General features: G+C 73.9%; 13 protein-coding genes and 1 pseudogene. 9 read left to right on the forward strand and 5 right to left on the reverse strand.

The window, feature by feature from the left end:
• Positions 1 to 30 precede the first annotated feature (30 nt).
• From LWP59_RS14445 to LWP59_RS14475, 7 genes are read left to right on the forward strand one after another with little or no spacing between them, the layout of a single operon-like run.
• Positions 31 to 1329, forward strand: coding sequence for a hypothetical protein (locus LWP59_RS14445; RefSeq protein WP_186383074.1), 1299 nt, complete (start codon positions 31 to 33; stop codon positions 1327 to 1329).
• Positions 1326 to 2294, forward strand: coding sequence for a glutamate ABC transporter substrate-binding protein (locus tag LWP59_RS14450; RefSeq protein ID WP_144634369.1), 969 nt, complete (start codon positions 1326 to 1328; stop codon positions 2292 to 2294). The genes LWP59_RS14445 and LWP59_RS14450 overlap by 4 nt, the downstream gene beginning before the upstream one ends.
• Positions 2294 to 3490 carry a serine/threonine-protein kinase gene (locus LWP59_RS14455; RefSeq protein WP_144634372.1) on the forward strand — a complete coding sequence of 399 codons (1197 nt, stop codon included), beginning with the start codon at positions 2294 to 2296 and terminating at the stop codon, positions 3488 to 3490. The genes LWP59_RS14450 and LWP59_RS14455 overlap by 1 nt, the downstream gene beginning before the upstream one ends.
• Positions 3487 to 5664 (forward strand): serine/threonine-protein kinase, encoded by a 2178-nt coding sequence (locus LWP59_RS14460; RefSeq protein WP_144634375.1) that lies wholly within the window; start codon positions 3487 to 3489, stop codon positions 5662 to 5664. Before LWP59_RS14455 ends, LWP59_RS14460 begins: the two co-directional genes overlap by 4 nt.
• Entirely contained in the window at positions 5664 to 6656 is a 993-nt protein-coding gene (locus LWP59_RS14465) for a PP2C family serine/threonine-protein phosphatase (protein ID WP_144634378.1), read from the forward strand. The genes LWP59_RS14460 and LWP59_RS14465 overlap by 1 nt, the downstream gene beginning before the upstream one ends.
• A complete protein-coding gene (locus LWP59_RS14470; protein ID WP_144634381.1) occupies positions 6649 to 7950 on the forward strand; it encodes a vWA domain-containing protein in 1302 nt (433 codons plus the stop codon). The genes LWP59_RS14465 and LWP59_RS14470 overlap by 8 nt, the downstream gene beginning before the upstream one ends.
• Positions 7950 to 8579 carry an FHA domain-containing protein gene (locus LWP59_RS14475; RefSeq protein WP_144634384.1) on the forward strand — a complete coding sequence of 210 codons (630 nt, stop codon included), beginning with the start codon at positions 7950 to 7952 and terminating at the stop codon, positions 8577 to 8579. The genes LWP59_RS14470 and LWP59_RS14475 overlap by 1 nt, the downstream gene beginning before the upstream one ends.
• 4 nt (positions 8580 to 8583) lie before the next feature.
• Here the strand turns inward: LWP59_RS14475 and LWP59_RS14480 are convergent, their stop codons facing one another.
• On the reverse strand, positions 8584 to 9234 hold the full coding sequence (locus LWP59_RS14480; protein WP_144634387.1) for a response regulator transcription factor: 651 nt from the start codon (positions 9232 to 9234) through the stop codon (positions 8584 to 8586).
• Entirely contained in the window at positions 9209 to 10405 is a 1197-nt protein-coding gene (locus LWP59_RS14485; RefSeq protein WP_144634390.1) for a sensor histidine kinase, read from the reverse strand. The genes LWP59_RS14480 and LWP59_RS14485 overlap by 26 nt, the downstream gene beginning before the upstream one ends.
• 141 nt (positions 10406 to 10546) lie before the next feature.
• Here LWP59_RS14485 and LWP59_RS14490 point away from each other — a divergent pair, with 141 nt between their 5' ends.
• Positions 10547 to 11980, forward strand: a complete 1434-nt coding sequence (locus tag LWP59_RS14490; protein WP_144634393.1) for an ArnT family glycosyltransferase — start codon at positions 10547 to 10549, stop codon at positions 11978 to 11980.
• Here the strand turns inward: LWP59_RS14490 and LWP59_RS14495 are convergent.
• Complete coding sequence (locus tag LWP59_RS14495; protein ID WP_222425439.1) at positions 11974 to 12666, reverse strand: MerR family transcriptional regulator; 693 nt, start codon at positions 12664 to 12666, stop codon at positions 11974 to 11976. The two genes, LWP59_RS14490 and LWP59_RS14495, sit on opposite strands and share 7 nt — an antisense overlap.
• Before the next feature lie 186 nt (positions 12667 to 12852).
• Positions 12853 to 13740, reverse strand: a complete 888-nt coding sequence (locus LWP59_RS14500) for a LysR family transcriptional regulator (protein WP_229857407.1) — start codon at positions 13738 to 13740, stop codon at positions 12853 to 12855.
• 368 nt (positions 13741 to 14108) lie between these two features.
• On the opposite strand from LWP59_RS14500, the gene LWP59_RS40985 reads away from it, so the two are divergent.
• Positions 14109 to 15065, forward strand: a complete 957-nt coding sequence (locus LWP59_RS40985; protein ID WP_373299419.1) for an MFS transporter — start codon at positions 14109 to 14111, stop codon at positions 15063 to 15065.
• A 122-nt stretch (positions 15066 to 15187) separates the two neighbouring features.
• On the opposite strand, the pseudogene LWP59_RS40990 reads toward LWP59_RS40985, so the two are convergent.
• Positions 15188 to 15577: pseudogene (locus LWP59_RS40990) on the reverse strand (bifunctional 4-hydroxy-2-oxoglutarate aldolase/2-dehydro-3-deoxy-phosphogluconate aldolase); the annotation flags it as partial.
• Position 15578: the final 1 nt, after the last annotated feature.

Below are 15578 nucleotides of genomic sequence, written 5' to 3' on the forward strand. Positions count from 1 at the left end.
GGACGCAAGCACGTCACCGGTGGGCCGCGGATGACCGCCATCCTCAGCAGCCGGCCGGTCCGGGAGGCCGGGGCGCTCGCCCGGACCACGCCCGGCGTGCTGACCGCGTTCGCGCTCGTGCTCGTGGCCGCCGCGCTTCTGGCCGGGCTGTTCACCTCCCTGAGCGTGCAGCGGCGGGGCCAGGCGATCGACGATCTCGCGACCCGCAGCGGCCCGCTCACCGCCGCCGCGCAGGAGATCTATCGTTCGCTGTCGGACGCCGACGCCACCGCGACCGGTGCGTTCCTCGCGGGCGGCCTGGAGCCGGCCGCGACCCGCCAGCGCTACGAGGCCGACATCGCGCAGGCGGCCAACGCCCTCGCGATCGCCGTCGCGGCACGGGAACCGGCGGACGTGACGGCGGCCGGCAGCCCGCTGGCCACCCTCGCCGGGCAGCTGCCGGTCTACACGGGCCTGGTCGAGACCGCGCGGGCGGACAACCGGCAGGGCCTGCCGCTGGGCGCGGCCTACCAGCGCGAGGCCTCGAACCTGATGCGCACCCGGTTGCTGCCCGCCGCGCAGGCGCTCTACGGCGGCGAGGCGGACCAGCTGGCGGCCGACCAGGACAGCGCGAGCAGTGTGCCGTGGGCGGAGATCCTGCTGGCGCTCGTGGTGATCGGGCTGCTCGTGGCGGCACAGGCGTTCCTGCGGCGGCGCACCAACCGCGTGCTCAACGCCGGGCTGCTGGTGGCCACCGCGGCCACGGTCGTGTCCCTGCTGTGGGTGCTGGTCGCGACGACCTCGGCGATGAAGGACGTCGGCGACAGCCGCAGCGACGGCTCCGCGCAGGTGGACCTGCTCGCCCAGGCCAGGATCGCCACGCTCAACGCCCGTGCCGACGAGACGCTGACCCTCGTCGCCCGTGGGGCCGACAGCAGTTACCAGGACGACTACGTGAAGGTCACCGGGCAGCTGACCGGCCTGCTCGACCGCGCGCGGGCGGCGGCGACCGACCCGGAGGTGGGCCGGCGGGTGACGGCCGCCGCCGCGGACGCCAAGGCCTGGACCCTCGCGCACACCGGCATCCGCGCCGCCGACGACCAGGGCGACTACGTGCTGGCCGTGCAACGCGCGACCGACGCCGACCCCACCGGCGCCGCCGGGATCTTCGACCGCCTCGACGGGGATCTGCGGGATGCCATCGACCGCACCCGCGACACCTTCGGCGCCGAGGTGAACGGCGCCAGCCGCAGCCTCGCCGGTGCCATGGCAGCGGTCACCGTGCTCGCGGTGCTGGCCGCGGCGGGCTCCGCGGCCGGGATCTGGCGACGGCTGAAGGACTACCGATGAGACGAGCCCTCGCACTGGCCTTCGCGGCGCTGACCCTCACCGGCTGCGCCACGGTGACGACCACCCCCGTGCCGACCGTGCCCGCGCAGGTGCCCACTCCCGGCGGGGCCGCGCCCGCCGCGGCCTCGGCGCCGGCCGCCGCCCAGCAGTGCGGCGACGTGCTGGCCAGCCTCCGCCCGCTCAGCCCGATGCCCGCGCCCGGGCAGCCGCCGGCCGGCTCGACGATGGCGAAGATCGCGCAACGCGGCAAGCTCGTCGTCGGGGTCGACCAGAACACCCTGAACATGGGCTTCCGCGACCCGTTCACCGGGCAGATCCAGGGCTTCGACATCGACATGGCACGTGCGGTCGCGCAGGCGCTGTTCGGGAACCCGGACGCGATCCAGCTGCGCGCGCTGACCTCCGACCAGCGGGTGCCCGCGCTGCAGCGGGGGGACGTGGACCTGGTGGTGCGCACCATGACGATCACCTGCGACCGGCGCGCCCAGGTGCAGTTCTCCGCGGAGTACTACGAGGCGCAGCAACGGATCCTGGTGAAGCGGAACTCGGGCATCGGCGGGCCGGAGCAGCTCGGCGGGAAGCGGGTGTGCGCCACCAAGGGCTCGACCTCGCTGGCCACCGTGCAGGCGCTGCCCGCGAAACCGGTGGCGGTCGGGGTCGCCGACTGGACCGACTGCCTGGTGCTGCTGCAGCAGGGACAGGTGGACGCGGTGTCGACCGACGACGTCATCCTCGGCGGGATGGCCGCGCAGGACCGCTACACCGAGGTCGTCGGCGCGTCACTGGCCGCCGAGCCGTACGGGATCGCGGTGCCGAAGGGCCAGGACGACATGGTGCGGTTCGTCAACGGCGTGCTCGACCAGGTGCGCGCGAGCGGCACCTGGGCCGCGTCCTACCGGCACTGGCTGGACGACCTGCTGCCCGGTCCCGTGCCGGCCCCGCCGGCCCCGCACTACCGGGACTGATGCGCGTGCTGGACCCGGAGCAGGCCGACCGCGCGCTCGCGGAGCTCGGCGAGGAGAGCGACCGGATGGCCGAGGCGCTCGTCGCGATGGACGGCCATCCCGGGCAACGGCTGCTCGGCGGCGCGGACCTGACCGGCGTGACGGCCCGCCGCTGGGCGGAGGCGAGCGCGGCGATGAGCGTGCTGTGGGAGCAGTTCGCACGCCACCGCGAGCTGGTCGACCGCGCGCGGGAGGTGCGGGCCCGCCGGGCCCGGCCGGGCCCGGCGGAGCTGACCGAGCTGACGTCCCTGCTGACCGGCGCGGTGGTCGAGCTGAACGCGGAGCGGCTGCCCATCGAACGGCGGAGCCTCACCGGTCCTGCGGTCGTCACCGAGACCGTCACGCTCACCGAGCTCGTGTCGATGATGAAGAGGTCCTATTCGACCGTCACCGAGGTGCTCGCCGCCGCCGAGAAAGCCTGGCACGCCACGGTGGAACAGCTCGACCCGCTCGACACGCAGGTGCGCACGGCCCAGGCGCTGGCCGGGTCGCTCCGCGTCGAGGAGCCCCGGCTGAGCGAGCTGGCCGGAGAGCTGGCGGCGCTGCGGCGGACCGCACTGGCGGATCCGCTCGCCGCCGGCGTGCACCCGCCCGGGCGGCTCGCGGCGGAAGTGGCGGACCTGCGGGCCGGGCTCGACGAGCTGGTCGCGGCCCGCGACGGGTTCGACGACCGCCAGTACGAGCTGGAGGCCGTCGTCGACCGGGTGGCCGGGGTCGAGGCGGAGGTCCGTTCGGTGCACGCGACCGTCCTGGAGAAGATCGCCGCACCTGGGCTCGAACCGCCGGGCAACCGGGCCCCGCCGTTGCGAGCGCGGCTGACCGAGCTCGCCGACCTGTGGCGCGCCAAGCGCTGGCGGGCCCTCTCGGCCGCGCTGGCCGAGCTGGACCGCGACGCCCGTGCCGCGCTCGCGGACGCGCGCGCGCAGCTGGGCTTCGCCACCGGCCTGCTCGACCGGCGGCTCGAACTGCGCGGCCGCCTGGACGCCTACCGCGCCAAGGCCCGCCGGCTCGGGCACGTCGAAGACCTCGAGCTCGCCGGGCTGCACGCGCGGGCCTACGAGCTGCTGTACACGATCCCGTGCGACCTGCCCGCCGCGACGATCGCGGTCGGGCGGTACCAGCGAGCGCTGCGGGAACACGGGAAGGAGCGACGATGAGCGCCTGTCCGCGCAGCGGCTGCGACGGCCGGATCGACGAGGACGGCTTCTGCGACGCGTGCGGCCTCGAAGCCCCGCAGGCCGGCCTCGGCCCCGCCACGTCCTCGACGGGGTTCTCGGCGCCCACCAGCGTTTCGTGGAGCACCCCGGTGTCCGCGTCGTCCTCGCGGCCGGCCCGCGGGTCCACGCGCTCGGCGAGCCGGAACCTGCTGGGGCGCGGGGTGATCGACGTGCCGAACGTGCCCCGGCGCGACCCGCGCGAAGCCGTGCTCACCGATCCGCAGGTGCCGGAGAACAAGCGGTTCTGCAGCGCCTGCGGCGCGAAGGTCGGCCGGGGCCACGACGGCGAACCCGGTCGCGTCGAGGGGTTCTGCCCGCAGTGCGGGCACCGCTTCTCGTTCACCCCCAAGCTTTGCACTGGCGAGCTGGTGCACGAGCAGTACGAAGTGCTCGGCTGCCTCGCGCACGGCGGGCTCGGCTGGATCTACCTCGCCGCCGACCACCGGGTCGCCGACCGGTGGGTGGTGCTCAAGGGCCTGCTCGACACCGGGGACGCGGACGCGATGGCGGCCGCGATCGCCGAGACGAAGTTCCTCGCGCAGGTCGAGCACCCCTCGATCGTGCGCATCTACAACTTCGTGGAGCACCGCGGCACCGGCTACATCGTGATGGAGTACGTCGGCGGCACCTCGATCAAGGACCTGGTCAAGCAGCGCCGCGAGCAGGGCGAGCCCACCGCGTGCCTGCCGATCACCCAGGCCATCGCCTACACCCTGGAGATCCTGCCCGCGCTGGGCCACCTGCACGCCAGCGGGCTGGTCTACTGCGACTTCAAGCCGGACAACGCGATCCAGGTCGAGGACCAGCTCAAGCTCATCGACCTCGGCGCGGTCCGGCACTGCGCCGACTCCGACAGCCCCATCTACGGCACCGCCGGCTACCAGGCGCCGGAGATCGGCAAGCAGCTGCCCTCGCCGGTGTCCGATGTGTACACGGTGGGCCGGGCGCTCGCGGTGATGACGTTCCCCTTCGACTTCCACCACGCCTACCGCGACACGCTGCCCCCGGCCGACGAGGTGCCGCTGCTGGCGGAGTTCGAGTCCTTCCACCGGCTGCTGCTGCGCGCGACCCACCCCGACCCGGGCCGGCGGTTCGGCTCGGCCGAGGAGATGCGCGACCAGCTCGACGGGGTGTTCCGTGAGGTCGCGGCCACTTTGGACGGTCAGCCGCGGACTCGCGTGTCGACCGAGTTCACCCCGGAACGACGCACCTTCGGGGTGCGGGGCAGGCCCGCGCTCACCGACATCGCGGCGGCGCTGCCGGTGCCGCGGGTGGACCTGACCGACCCCGGCACCGCGTTCCTGGCCACGCTCGCCGAGACCGGCCCGCAAGCGTTGGTCGCGGAGCTGTCGGACGCACCGGTGCAGGGCGTGGAGATCAAGCTCCGGCTCGCGCGGGCGCAGATCGACGCGGGAGATCCCGGTGCGGCAAGGAAAACGATCAACACGGCGAAGCTCGCGCCGGGGGACTGGCGCGGCGAGTGGTACCGCGGGATCGCCGCGCTCGCCGACGGCAAGCCACACCAGGCGCGGCAGTCCTTCGAGGCCGTGTACGACCTCGTGCCCGGCGAGACCGCGCCGAAGCTCGCGATCGCGGCGTGCGCGGAGGCGGCGGACGAGGCCGGTGACGCCGATCGGTACTACCGCACGGTGTGGCGGGCCGACCGCACCTTCATCAGCGCGGCCTTCGGGCTGGCGCGGGCCATGCTGGACAAGGGAAACCGGGCCGAAGCCGTCGACGTGCTGGAGTCGGTGCCGGAGACCTCCAGCCACTACCTCGCGGCCCAGCTGGCCGCGATCAGGGCGCGCACCGCCAGCACCGGACTGTCCGAAGAGGACCTGGTGACGGCCGGCGAGCGGCTCTCGCGGCTGGAGCTGGACGAGTACCGGCGCGCGCAGGCGTCTCGTGACCTGCTGCGCGCGGCGCTGGACTGGGTGGGCACGAACACGAACGGAGGCGGTGGAACGGTGCTGGGCTGCCGGCTGAGGGAACAGGACCTGCGAAAGGGGCTGGAGACGTGGTATCTGCGCCTCGCGCGCCAGGCGACCGGCCGGCTCGAGCGCATCGCGCTGGTCGACGAGGCCAACCGGGTCCGGCCGAGGACCTGGTTCTGATGGCGGCCGTCTCGTGCCCGGAATGCGGGCAGCCGGCGCACGCCGAAGACCGGTTCTGCGAGAGCTGCGGGCTGAGCCTGCTGCTGCGGCGGACCCCCGAGGGCGGTCCGCAAGGCGCCCGCCGCAGCACCTGCGTGAGCTGTGCCGGCCGGGTGGACGCGGAGGGCTTCTGCGAGCGGTGCGGGCGCGCGCAGCCCGCGCCGCGCGACCGGATGGAGTTCGACTTCGGCGTGGTGGCGGGGGTGAGCGACCGCGGCCGGGCGCGGGTGCGCAACGAGGACTCCATGGCCTGCGCCGTGGTGGGACCGGAAAGCGCGCCGGCCGCCGTCGTCGTGGTCGTCTGCGACGGGGTGGGTTCGACGGAACGGGCCGACCAGGCCGCTCAGACCGCGGTGGACGCCGCGCTGGCCCGGATCGTCGACTGCCTGCAGGCGGGCAAGGACCCGTATGAGTCCACTGTGGACGGGTCCGCCGCGGCGTTCGAGGCGGTGGAGCTGCTCGCCGAACCCACCTCGCCGGACCTGGCCCCGTCGTGCACGCTCGTGTCGGCGGTGGCGACCGAGGAGGGCGTCACCGTCGGCTGGATCGGCGACAGCCGCGCCTACTGGCTCGCCGGTGCGGACTCCCGGCAGCTGACCACCGACGACACCCTGCACGCACAGCTGGTCGCGGCCGGGCTGAGCGACGAGGAGGCCTCTGCCGAGGCGAACGCCCACGCGCTCGCCCGCTGGGTGGGCGCGGACGCCGAGCCCGGACTGCCGCACGTCGTCGGGGTGCCGCCGGACGAGCCCGGCACGCTCGTCGTGTGCAGCGACGGGCTGTGGAACTACCTGCCCACGGCAGAAAGCATCGCCGCCCGGGCGAGCGGGTCGCCCGCCCGGGTCGCCGCGGAGCTCACCGCGGCCGCCCTCGAGCTCGGCGGCGGCGACAACATCACGGTCGTCGCCGTGCCGTACCCCTTCCACAGCCGCAGGAGCGCAGGCGATGAGTGATTTCGAGGTCGAGGTCTACCAGAACGAGTACCTGCCGCAGGGCGCGGCCGAGGTCAACGCGGTCGTCACGGTCACGTCGCGCGGCGGCGGCGCCCCGGCGGGGGACACGCCCGCGGCGGAGGTGCTCATCGTCGACTGCTCGGGCTCGATGGACCATCCGCGTACCAAGCTGGCCGCGGCGAAACGGGCCACGGGGGCGGCCATCGACACCCTGCGCGACGGGGTCGCGTTCGCCGTCATCGCCGGTACGGACAATGCGGAGCTGGTGTACCCGCCGCGGCTGGGCATGGTGCCCGCGGACGCGGCGTCGCGCGCCGAGGCCAAGCAGGCCGTCCAGCGGCTGCGCGCCGACCGTGGCACGGCGATGGGCGAGTGGCTGCTGCTGGCGAAGGACGTGTTCGCCACCCAGGCGGGCGCGCTGCGGCACGCGATCCTGCTGACCGACGGCAAGAACGTGCACGAGCGGGCGCACAAGCTCGACCGGATCCTCGGCGAGGTGGCCGGGCAGTTCGTCTGCGACTGCCGCGGCGTCGGCACCGACTGGGAGGTGCGCGAGCTGCGCAAGATCGCGGACGCGCTGCTCGGGTCGGTGGGCATCGTCGCCGAGGCCGAGGACCTCGAGGCGGACTTCCGGGAGATGACTGCCGCCGCGATGGGCAAGGAGGTCGCCGACGTGGCGCTGCGGGTCTGGACGCCGCAGGGCGCGACGGTGAAGTTCGTGAAGCAGGTGGAACCGTCGCTGCTGGACCTGACCGCGCGGCGGGAGGAGTCCGCGCCCCGCAGCGGCGACTACCCGACCGGCGCCTGGGGGTCGGAGAGCCGCGACTACCACGTCTGCGTGCGGGTGCCGCCCGCGGCGGTGGGCGAGAAGATGCTCGCCGCGCGCGTCAGCCTCGTCGCCACCGGCACCGGCGAGGTGCTCGGCAAGGGGCAGGTGCTCGCGGTCTGGACCGACGACACGGCGCTGTCGACGAAGATCAGCCCCGAGGTCGCGCACTACACCGGGCAGGCGGAGCTGGCGGCGGTGATCGAGGAAGGACTGGAGGCGCAGCGCAAGGGCCAGATCGAGACGGCGACGGCGAAGCTGGGCCGGGCGGTGGCGCTGGCGAACTCCTCCGGGCACGAGGACACGGCGAAGCTGCTGGCGAAGGTGGTGGACGTGGTCGATCCCGTGCGCGGCACGGTGCGGCTCAGGCGCCAGGTGAGCGCGGTCGACGCGATGACGCTGGAGAGCCGGTCGCAGGTGACCAAGCGCGTCGGCAAGGGCTCCGGTGAGGCCGGGGGTGAGCACTGATGCCGGTCTGCCCCCAGGGCCACGACTCGGCCGACGACGAGTTCTGCGACGTGTGCGGGCTCGCCTTCGAGCAGGCCGCACCGGCGTCCGTCGCCGAGCGGCCGGCGGCGCGCCCGTGCCCGTCGTGCGGAGCCCAGCTGGACGGCCGGTTCTGCGAGGGCTGCGGCGCGGACTCCCTCGCCGCGCCGGTCGCCGTCCCCGCCGAGCCGGAACCGGTCGCGCAGACGGCGGCCTGGTCGGTCGTGGTGTCGGCCGACGAGCGCTACTTCCGCGCGGTGAAGGCCGAGGGCGGCCCCGACGCCGACCCGATCCAGTTCCCGCCGTTCTGCCCCGAGCGCCGGTTCCGCCTCGCAGGTGCGCAGATCGCGATCGGGCGCCGCAGCCACACCCGGGGCATCACGCCGGACATCGACCTGACCGGGCCGCCCGAGGACATCGGCGTGTCGCGGCTGCACGCCCTGCTGGTGCCCGCGGACGAGGGCTGGTCGGTGGTGGACATGAACTCCGCGAACGGCACCTACCTCAACTACTCGCGCGACGGGCTCAAACCGAACACCCCGCGCCCCCTCGCCGAAGGCGACCGCATCCACCTCGGCGCGTGGACGACGCTGACCCTGCACCGGGAGTGAGGCATCACGACGCCGCGAGGCCCGCTTCGTGGGCCAGCAGGCCCGCCTGGGTGCGGTTGGTGCAGCCGAGCTTCGTGAGCATCCGGGACACGTAGCTCTTCACCGTCGCCTCCGACAGGTGCAGCCGGTGGGCGATGTCGGCGTTCGAGCGGCCTTCGCCCAGACCCGCCAGGACCTCGCGCTCGCGTCCGGTCAGGGCCGAGACCAGCTCGCGGGCGCGGCGGGCGCGCTCGTCCCCGTCGGCCGAGGTCGCGACGAGGCGGCGGGCCGCGTCGGGGGAGAGCACGGTGTGCCCGTCGGCCGCGACCCGGACGAGGTTGATCAGGTCCTCCGGCGGCGTCGACTTCACCAGGAAGCCCGCCGCCCCGGCGCGCAGCGCCCGCACGACGTAGGTGTCGGCGTCGAAGGTGGTCAGCGCGACCACGGCGGGCGGGCCGGGCAGCCTCGTGATCCGCTCGGTCGCGGTGAGCCCGTCCACGCCGGGCATCCGCAGGTCCATCAGCACCACATGCGGGCGGTGGCGCACCACGGCTTCAACCGCTTCGGCGCCGTCCTGCGCCTGCGCGACCACCTCGATGTCCTCGGCCGAGCCGAGGATGGTGCGCAGGTGCGCGCACACCATGGGCTCGTCATCGACGACGACCACCCGGATCATGCCCTGCGCTTCCTGCCGTGGGAACGTACGCCGGGAGTATGGCATCCACCCGGAACCCGCCGCCGGGTTCGGGTGCGGCGCGCAGCCGCCCGCCCACGAGGTCCACCCGCTGCCGCAGGCCCAGCAGCCCGGCCCCGCCGCCGGTGGGCGCGAGCGCCGGGTCCGGCTCCCGCGTCGCGGCGCCGTTCTCGACCCGCAGGTGCACCCCGTCGCCGGTGTAGCTCAGCTCGACCCGCACCCACGCGCCCGGCGCGTGCTTGCGCACGTTGGTCAGCGCCTCCTGCAGCACCCGGTAGGCGGTCCGGCCGACGGTCGGCGACACCGTTCCCGCCGCGCCGTCCACCACGTAGTCGATCCGCATGCCGGCCGCCTCGGACTCGGTGACCAGCGTGCCCGGGTCCGGCGCGGGAGCGGGTTCCCGGGTCCGCCCTTCGCCCTCCCCGTCCCCCTGCAGCACGCCGACCAGGTCACGCAGCTCGCGCAGGGCCTCGGCGCCGGCGGTGCGGATGTCCTCCGCCGCCGAGGAAACCCCCGGGTCCTTCGTGGACACCCCGAGCGCGCCCGCGTGCAGCACCATCAGGCTCAGCCGGTGGGTCACCACGTCGTGCATCTCCGCGGCCAGCCGCCGCCGCTCCTCCGCGCGAGCCTGGCCGGCGATCAGCCGCTGTTCCCGCTCCGCGCGCTCGGCCCGGTCCCGCAGCGACTGCAGCAGTTGCTTGCGGGCGACGGTGTAGAGGCTCAGCGCGGCCGGGGTGATCGTCGCGAGCAGTCCGAACGGGAGGGTGTCCCACCGCGGCTCCCACGGCCGGGACGCGAGCACCGCGAGAACTCCGATGTACAGCAGCGCTTCCGGTCTTCGCAGGGTGCGCACGAGGTTGCCGCTGACGACGGCGACCGCGGGCGGGACGGTCATCAGCGTCAGCGGGTGCACGGGGGAGAGCAGGCCGGGGGCGAGCTCGTCGGAGGCGAGGATCGCGAGCGAGACGGCGATGAAGTACCACGCGACCAGCCGTGGCGTGCGCAGGACCAGCAGCAGGGAAAGGTCGCCCACGAGCAGCGGCACGATCCCGGCGTGGTGCTCCGACCCGGCCTCGTACAGGGTCAGGTCCAGTGCGGCGAACAGCAGTGCGAGCACTGTGAGGATGACCATGTCACGCCTGCTCGCCCGCATTCCCGTCACGGTAAGGGACGCCGCGACCGCGCGGAAATCGACGAAAGTTGCGGATCCCGGGCGCGGTGTCCACTTTCGTCGCCCCGGTCGACGACGGATCGCCCTGCCGCGCGGCACCGCTCCTGCGCTGTCCTGGAACACATGACCACTTCCGAGACGCTGCCGCGGTTCGCGCGGTTGCCGGTGCTCGCCATCGCGGCGGTGGCCGGGGGGCTGTTGCTGTGGACGAGCACCCGGTACGGGCACGGGTTCGACGAGACCTACTTCGTGATGGCCGGGCGGAACCATCCGGCCTGGGGGTACTTCGACCAGCCACCACTGGTGCCCATGCTGGCCGCGGGACTGGACCGGCTGTTCCCGGGCTCGCTGCTCGCGCTGCGGCTGCCGGTGACCCTCGCCGCGGTCGGCGGGATCGTGCTCACCGCGCTCATCGCCCGTGAGCTCGGCGGCCGTCGCGGCGCGCAGGCGATGGCGGCGGCGTTCTACGCGATGTCGGGCACGATCACGATCAGCCACTGGCTCGCGACCTACTCGCTCGACCCGGTGTTGTGGACGCTGGTCGCGTGGCTGCTGGTGCGCTGGGTCCGCCGTCGGGACAGCGACCGGCCGCTGTTCTGGGCCGGGGTGGTGACGGCGGTCTCGCTGGAGGTCAAGTTCCTGATCCCGGCGTTCTGGGTGCTCGTCCTGCTCAGCGCGCTGCTGCTCGGCCCGCGGGAGCTGCTGCGCCGTCCGGCGCTCTGGCAGGGGGCGCTGGCGGCGGTCGCGGCCACCGTGCCGACGCTCGTCTGGCAGGCCCGCCACGACTGGGCCTACACCCGGATGAGCCAGGTCGTCGCGGCGGAGTCGCCGGGGTACTGGGGTTTCCTGCGGGACGGGCTGCTCTCGGCCGGCATCGGCGTCGGGGTGCTCGCCTTCCTGTTCGGACTGTGGTCGCTGCTGCGGTCGCCGAGGCTGCGCGACTGCCGGTTCCTCGGGCTCGCCACCGTCGCGGCGATCGTGGCGTTCCTGCTCCTGCAGGGCCGGGCGAACTACGTGTTCGGCTTGTTCGCGGTGCCCTTCGCGGCCGCGGCCACCGAGCTGGCGCGCTACCGGTTCGCGCGGTGGAAGTTCGTCTGGCCCGCGTTCGCGCTCTCGGCCGTGACGGCGCTGGTGGCGCTGCCGGTGTACCCGTTGTCCACTGTGGACAAGCTGCCCACGTCCTGGGGACCGTTCACCATCGGCGCGGCCTTCGCGCAGGGGGAGCGCCCGGTCGAGCAGCTCGGGCAGCTGATCGCGGGCAGCTACGCGTCGCTGCCGCCCGAGGTGCGCGCCCACACGGCGGTCTACGCCGAGATCTACCCGTTCGCGTCCGCCGCCGAGTACCAGGGCATTCCCGTCTACAGCGGCCATCGCGCGTACTGGTACTTCGGCCCACCGCCGGAGGACGTCGACAACGTCCTGTTCGCCGGGTTCGATCCGAAGCTGCTCTCGCCGTACTTCTCGCGGACCACCACCCTCGTCGACGGGCTGATGTGGCTGGAGACCGGCCGGACGAAACCGTGGGCGCAGTTCTGGCCCACCCTGCGCACTCAGTGATCGAGGTAGGCCGACAGCGCCGCTGACGCGCGCAACCGCCGCAGACTGCGCCGGTTCAGCTCCTGCTCGCGTTTGGCCAGCTCCGCCCGGACCCGCTCGGGACGGCCCTGCGGGCCCAGCTCGTCGAGCACCGCGCGCACGGTCGGGAACGGGTAGTTCCCGCGCCGCAGCAACGCGACCACCTCGGCCTTCCGCAGCTCCGCCGGGCCGTACACGCGGTAGCCGGTGCTGTGCTCGCGCTCGGGCCGGAGCAGGCCGCGCTGTTCCCACACGCGCAGCACCGGGGTGCGCACCCCGACGGCGTCCGCGACCTCGCCGATCCGCAGCGGGCGCCGCTGCCGCGGCACGACCGGGGGCGTGCCGACGGTTTCGAACGCCCCGAGCACGCGGGCGATGTCCGCGCGCTCCCGGCTCAGCTCGGCATGGCTCGCGTCGACCGTCTTCAGCACCGTCTCCAGGTCCCCGGCGTGCACGGCCCGCATGATCACGCGGGTGCGCTCCCAGCCGTGTCCCTCGGCGAGCTGCCGCACGATCAGCAGCGCCTCGGCGTGCGTCTCGGTGAACAACCGGTATCCGCTGGCCGTGCGCTCGACCGGCGGCAGCACGCCCAGCTCGACGTAGTTGCGGACCTGTTGCACGGAGACGCCGGCCATCCTCGCCAGATCGGTGATCCGCAGCTTCGCCACACGGCCAGCCTAGCGCTTGTTCCGCTGGTTGAGACTTTTACCAAACTCATTTGGGATCGATCAGGAAAAGCCTCGACAGGCACTCCGATAAACAATTAAAGGCAACGCTGTACCGTCCGAAATGGACACAGCGCGCTGGTACGCCGGGTGCCCGCCGAGGAGGATCTCGCCGGGCGCGGGAAAAGCTCAGCCCCTGACCGATCGCCGCAGCTCGGCCATCAGGGCCAGCGCGGGCCGCGACAGTGGCCGCGACGCGGAGCCGGCCAGGGAGACGTTCCAGCTCAAGGGTTCGCCGAGGACGGGGACGACGACCAGGTCGGTGAAGCTCGCGGCCACGGTGCCGGGCAGGAAGGCGGCGACGTGGCCCTGCCGGATCAGCGCGGCCGACGTGGCGTAGTCGGGTATCTCCAGTGGGACCGACCGGTGGTAGCCCAGCCGGTCGAACGCGATATCGGCGACATCGCGGGTGCCCCAGCCCTCGGGGAAGTCCACGAAGATCACCTCGGCGAGGTCGTCGAGCCGCACCCCGGTGGCGCCCGCGAGCGGATGACCCGGCCCGCACACCAGCCGCAGCCGCTCCTCGGTCAGCACCTCCACCGTGAGCCCGGCAGGCGGCCTGCGCGGGAAGGACGCGAGAGCCACGTCGATCGTGCCGTCGAGCAGCGCGTGGACGTGCCCCCGCGAGCCGGACGGCGAGTACAGCACGCGAACCCGCACCGCCGGGTTCGCGCGGTGGAAGCGGCCGAGCACGCCGGCCACGTCGATGCCCGATGTCGAGAGCATGCTGCCCATCACGACCGAGCCGTGCAGCTCGCCGGACTGCTGCTGGACCGCGTCGGAGGCCGCGCGGGCCGCCGCGAGCGTGGCGCGGGCGCTCGGCAGCATCGCGGACCCCGCGTCCGTCAGCGCCACGTGCCGGCTGTCCCGGTCGAACAGCGCCGCGCCGACCTCCCGTTCGAGCGCGCGGATCGCCGTCGAGACCCCGGACTGCACGACGCGCAGCCGCCGCGACGCCTTGGTGAAGCTCAGCTCCTCGGCCACCGCGACGAAGTACTCCAGCTGTCGCAGCTCCATCTCATCAATCTATTCCAGTGATAGCAGCATGCGGAAACATTCGTTGGACGTGATCGATCGGGACGCGGAGAGTGAAGTGTGGAAACGGGGACAGAAGGGATCTTCAGTGACGACGACAGCGGTCACCCGCGCGAGCACGCCGGTGCTGGGCTCCCGGCCGCACGGCCGGGGTTTCTGGCTGGTGGCCTGCACCTTCGCGGTGACCATGGCGTTCTCGGCCGCGCCCGCGCCGCTCTACGTGCTCTACCAGGCCAAGGACGGGTTCGGGCCGTTCACGGTGACCCTGGTCTTCGCCGCGTACGCGGCCGGGGTGGTCGCGAGCCTGTTCCTCGCCGGCCACGTGTCGGACTGGGCCGGGGCGGCGGCGCGTGCTGGTGCCCGCGGTGCTGGTCAACGTGCTCGCGGCGGTGATCTTCCTGAGCTGGTCGTCGGTGCCGGCGTTGCTGGTGGCGCGGTTCGTGTCCGGCATCAGCATCGGCATGCTCACCGCGACGGCCACCGCGCACCTGACCGAGCTGCACCTGGCGGCCCGCCCGGACGCCTCCCGTGCCCGCGCGGACCTCGTCGCCACGGCGGCGAACCTGGGCGGGATCGGCCTCGGCCCGCTCGTCTCGGGGCTGCTCGCCCAGTACGCGGGCGACCCGTTGCACGTGCCCTACCTCGTGTTCCAGGCGCTGATGCTGATCGGCGCCGTCGCCATCGGGCTCGCGCCGGAGACGGTCGAGGCGAGGCGCGTGCGGTACCGGCCGCAGCGGATTTCGGTGCCGCGCCCGGCCCGCGGCCGGTTCTACGCCGCGGGCGCCGCCGCACTGGCCGAGTTCGCGGTGTTCGGGCTGTTCACCTCGCTCGCCCCGGCGTTCCTGGCCAACGTCCTGCACGAGCACTCGCACGCGCTGGCCGGGGTCACGTCCTTCGCGGTGTTCGCCGCCGGGGCGCTCGCCCAGATCCTGTTCGCCCGCGCGGGGTTGCGCCGGCAGCTGGGGTACGGGCTGACCCTGCTGGTCGTCGGCGTCGTCCTGCTGACGATCGCGGTGCAGCTGCCGAGCCTGGTGTTGTTCCTCGCCGGCGGGGTGCTCGCCGGGGGCGGCGCGGGCGCGGCGTTCAAGGGCTCGGTCAGCATCGTGCTGTCGGTCGCCCCGCCCGCCGGGCGCGGCGAGGCGCTGGCGGGGCTGTTCCTCGCGGCCTACGTCGGACTGGCCGTGCCCGTGCTGGCGCTGGGCCTGGCGACCCAGCTGGTGTCGCTCCAGGTGGCGCTCGCCGGGTTCGCGGTGCTGCTGCTGGCGATCCTGGCCCTGGTCAGCCGCCGCCTGTTCGGGGCGGCATGAAACCGGTCAGCGCCGACCCGAGGGCCACGACCGAGGCCCCGGCCTCCAGATAGCTCCCGGCGTTCGCGGCGGTCATCCCCGCCGGTGGCGACGAACCGGGCTTCGGGGAACGGGCCGCGCATCGCGGCGAACCAGCCGGTGCCCAGCACCGAGGCGGGGAACGCCTTGAGCCAGCGCAGGCCGAGCCGCTGCGCCCGCTGCACGTCGCTCGCGGTGGCGACGCCCGGCAGGTGCGGCAAGCCGGCCTCAGCGCTGGCCACCGCCAGCTCCGGGTCGAGGCCCGGCGCGACCGTGAAGGCGGCGCCCGCGCGGACGGCGGCCCGGAGCCGGTCCGGGGTGGTGACGGTGCCCGCGCCCACCGGCCGTCCGTCGGCGACCGCGGTGGCGGCCTCCAGCGCGGCGACCGCGCTCTCGTCCTGCACCGGCACCTCGACACCGCGCACGCCCAGCTCCCAGGCCGTGCGCGCCAGCTCGACGGTCCGGGCGGCGTCGTACCCACGCAGGATCGCCATC

Origin of the sequence: Amycolatopsis acidiphila (assembly GCF_021391495.1) — a bacterium.
Taxonomy (GTDB): Bacteria; Actinomycetota; Actinomycetes; order Mycobacteriales; family Pseudonocardiaceae; genus Amycolatopsis_E; species Amycolatopsis_E acidiphila.

Excerpts from the sequence above, each read along its gene's own strand:
- LWP59_RS14445 (WP_186383074.1), top strand. The coding sequence starts at position 31 with ATGACCGCCATCCTCAGCAGCCGGCCGGTCCGGGAGGCCGGGGCGCTC.
- LWP59_RS14470 (WP_144634381.1), top strand. The coding sequence starts at position 6,649 with ATGAGTGATTTCGAGGTCGAGGTCTACCAGAACGAGTACCTGCCGCAG.
- LWP59_RS14465 (WP_144634378.1), top strand. The coding sequence starts at position 5,664 with ATGGCGGCCGTCTCGTGCCCGGAATGCGGGCAGCCGGCGCACGCCGAA.
- LWP59_RS14450 (WP_144634369.1), top strand. The coding sequence starts at position 1,326 with ATGAGACGAGCCCTCGCACTGGCCTTCGCGGCGCTGACCCTCACCGGC.
- LWP59_RS14490 (WP_144634393.1), top strand. The coding sequence starts at position 10,547 with ATGACCACTTCCGAGACGCTGCCGCGGTTCGCGCGGTTGCCGGTGCTC.
- LWP59_RS14475 (WP_144634384.1), top strand. The coding sequence starts at position 7,950 with ATGCCGGTCTGCCCCCAGGGCCACGACTCGGCCGACGACGAGTTCTGC.
- LWP59_RS14480 (WP_144634387.1), bottom strand. The coding sequence starts at position 9,234 with ATGATCCGGGTGGTCGTCGTCGATGACGAGCCCATGGTGTGCGCGCAC.
- LWP59_RS14485 (WP_144634390.1), bottom strand. The coding sequence starts at position 10,405 with ATGCGGGCGAGCAGGCGTGACATGGTCATCCTCACAGTGCTCGCACTG.
- LWP59_RS14455 (WP_144634372.1), top strand. The coding sequence starts at position 2,294 with ATGCGCGTGCTGGACCCGGAGCAGGCCGACCGCGCGCTCGCGGAGCTC.
- LWP59_RS14460 (WP_144634375.1), top strand. The coding sequence starts at position 3,487 with ATGAGCGCCTGTCCGCGCAGCGGCTGCGACGGCCGGATCGACGAGGAC.
- LWP59_RS14500 (WP_229857407.1), bottom strand. The coding sequence starts at position 13,740 with ATGGAGCTGCGACAGCTGGAGTACTTCGTCGCGGTGGCCGAGGAGCTG.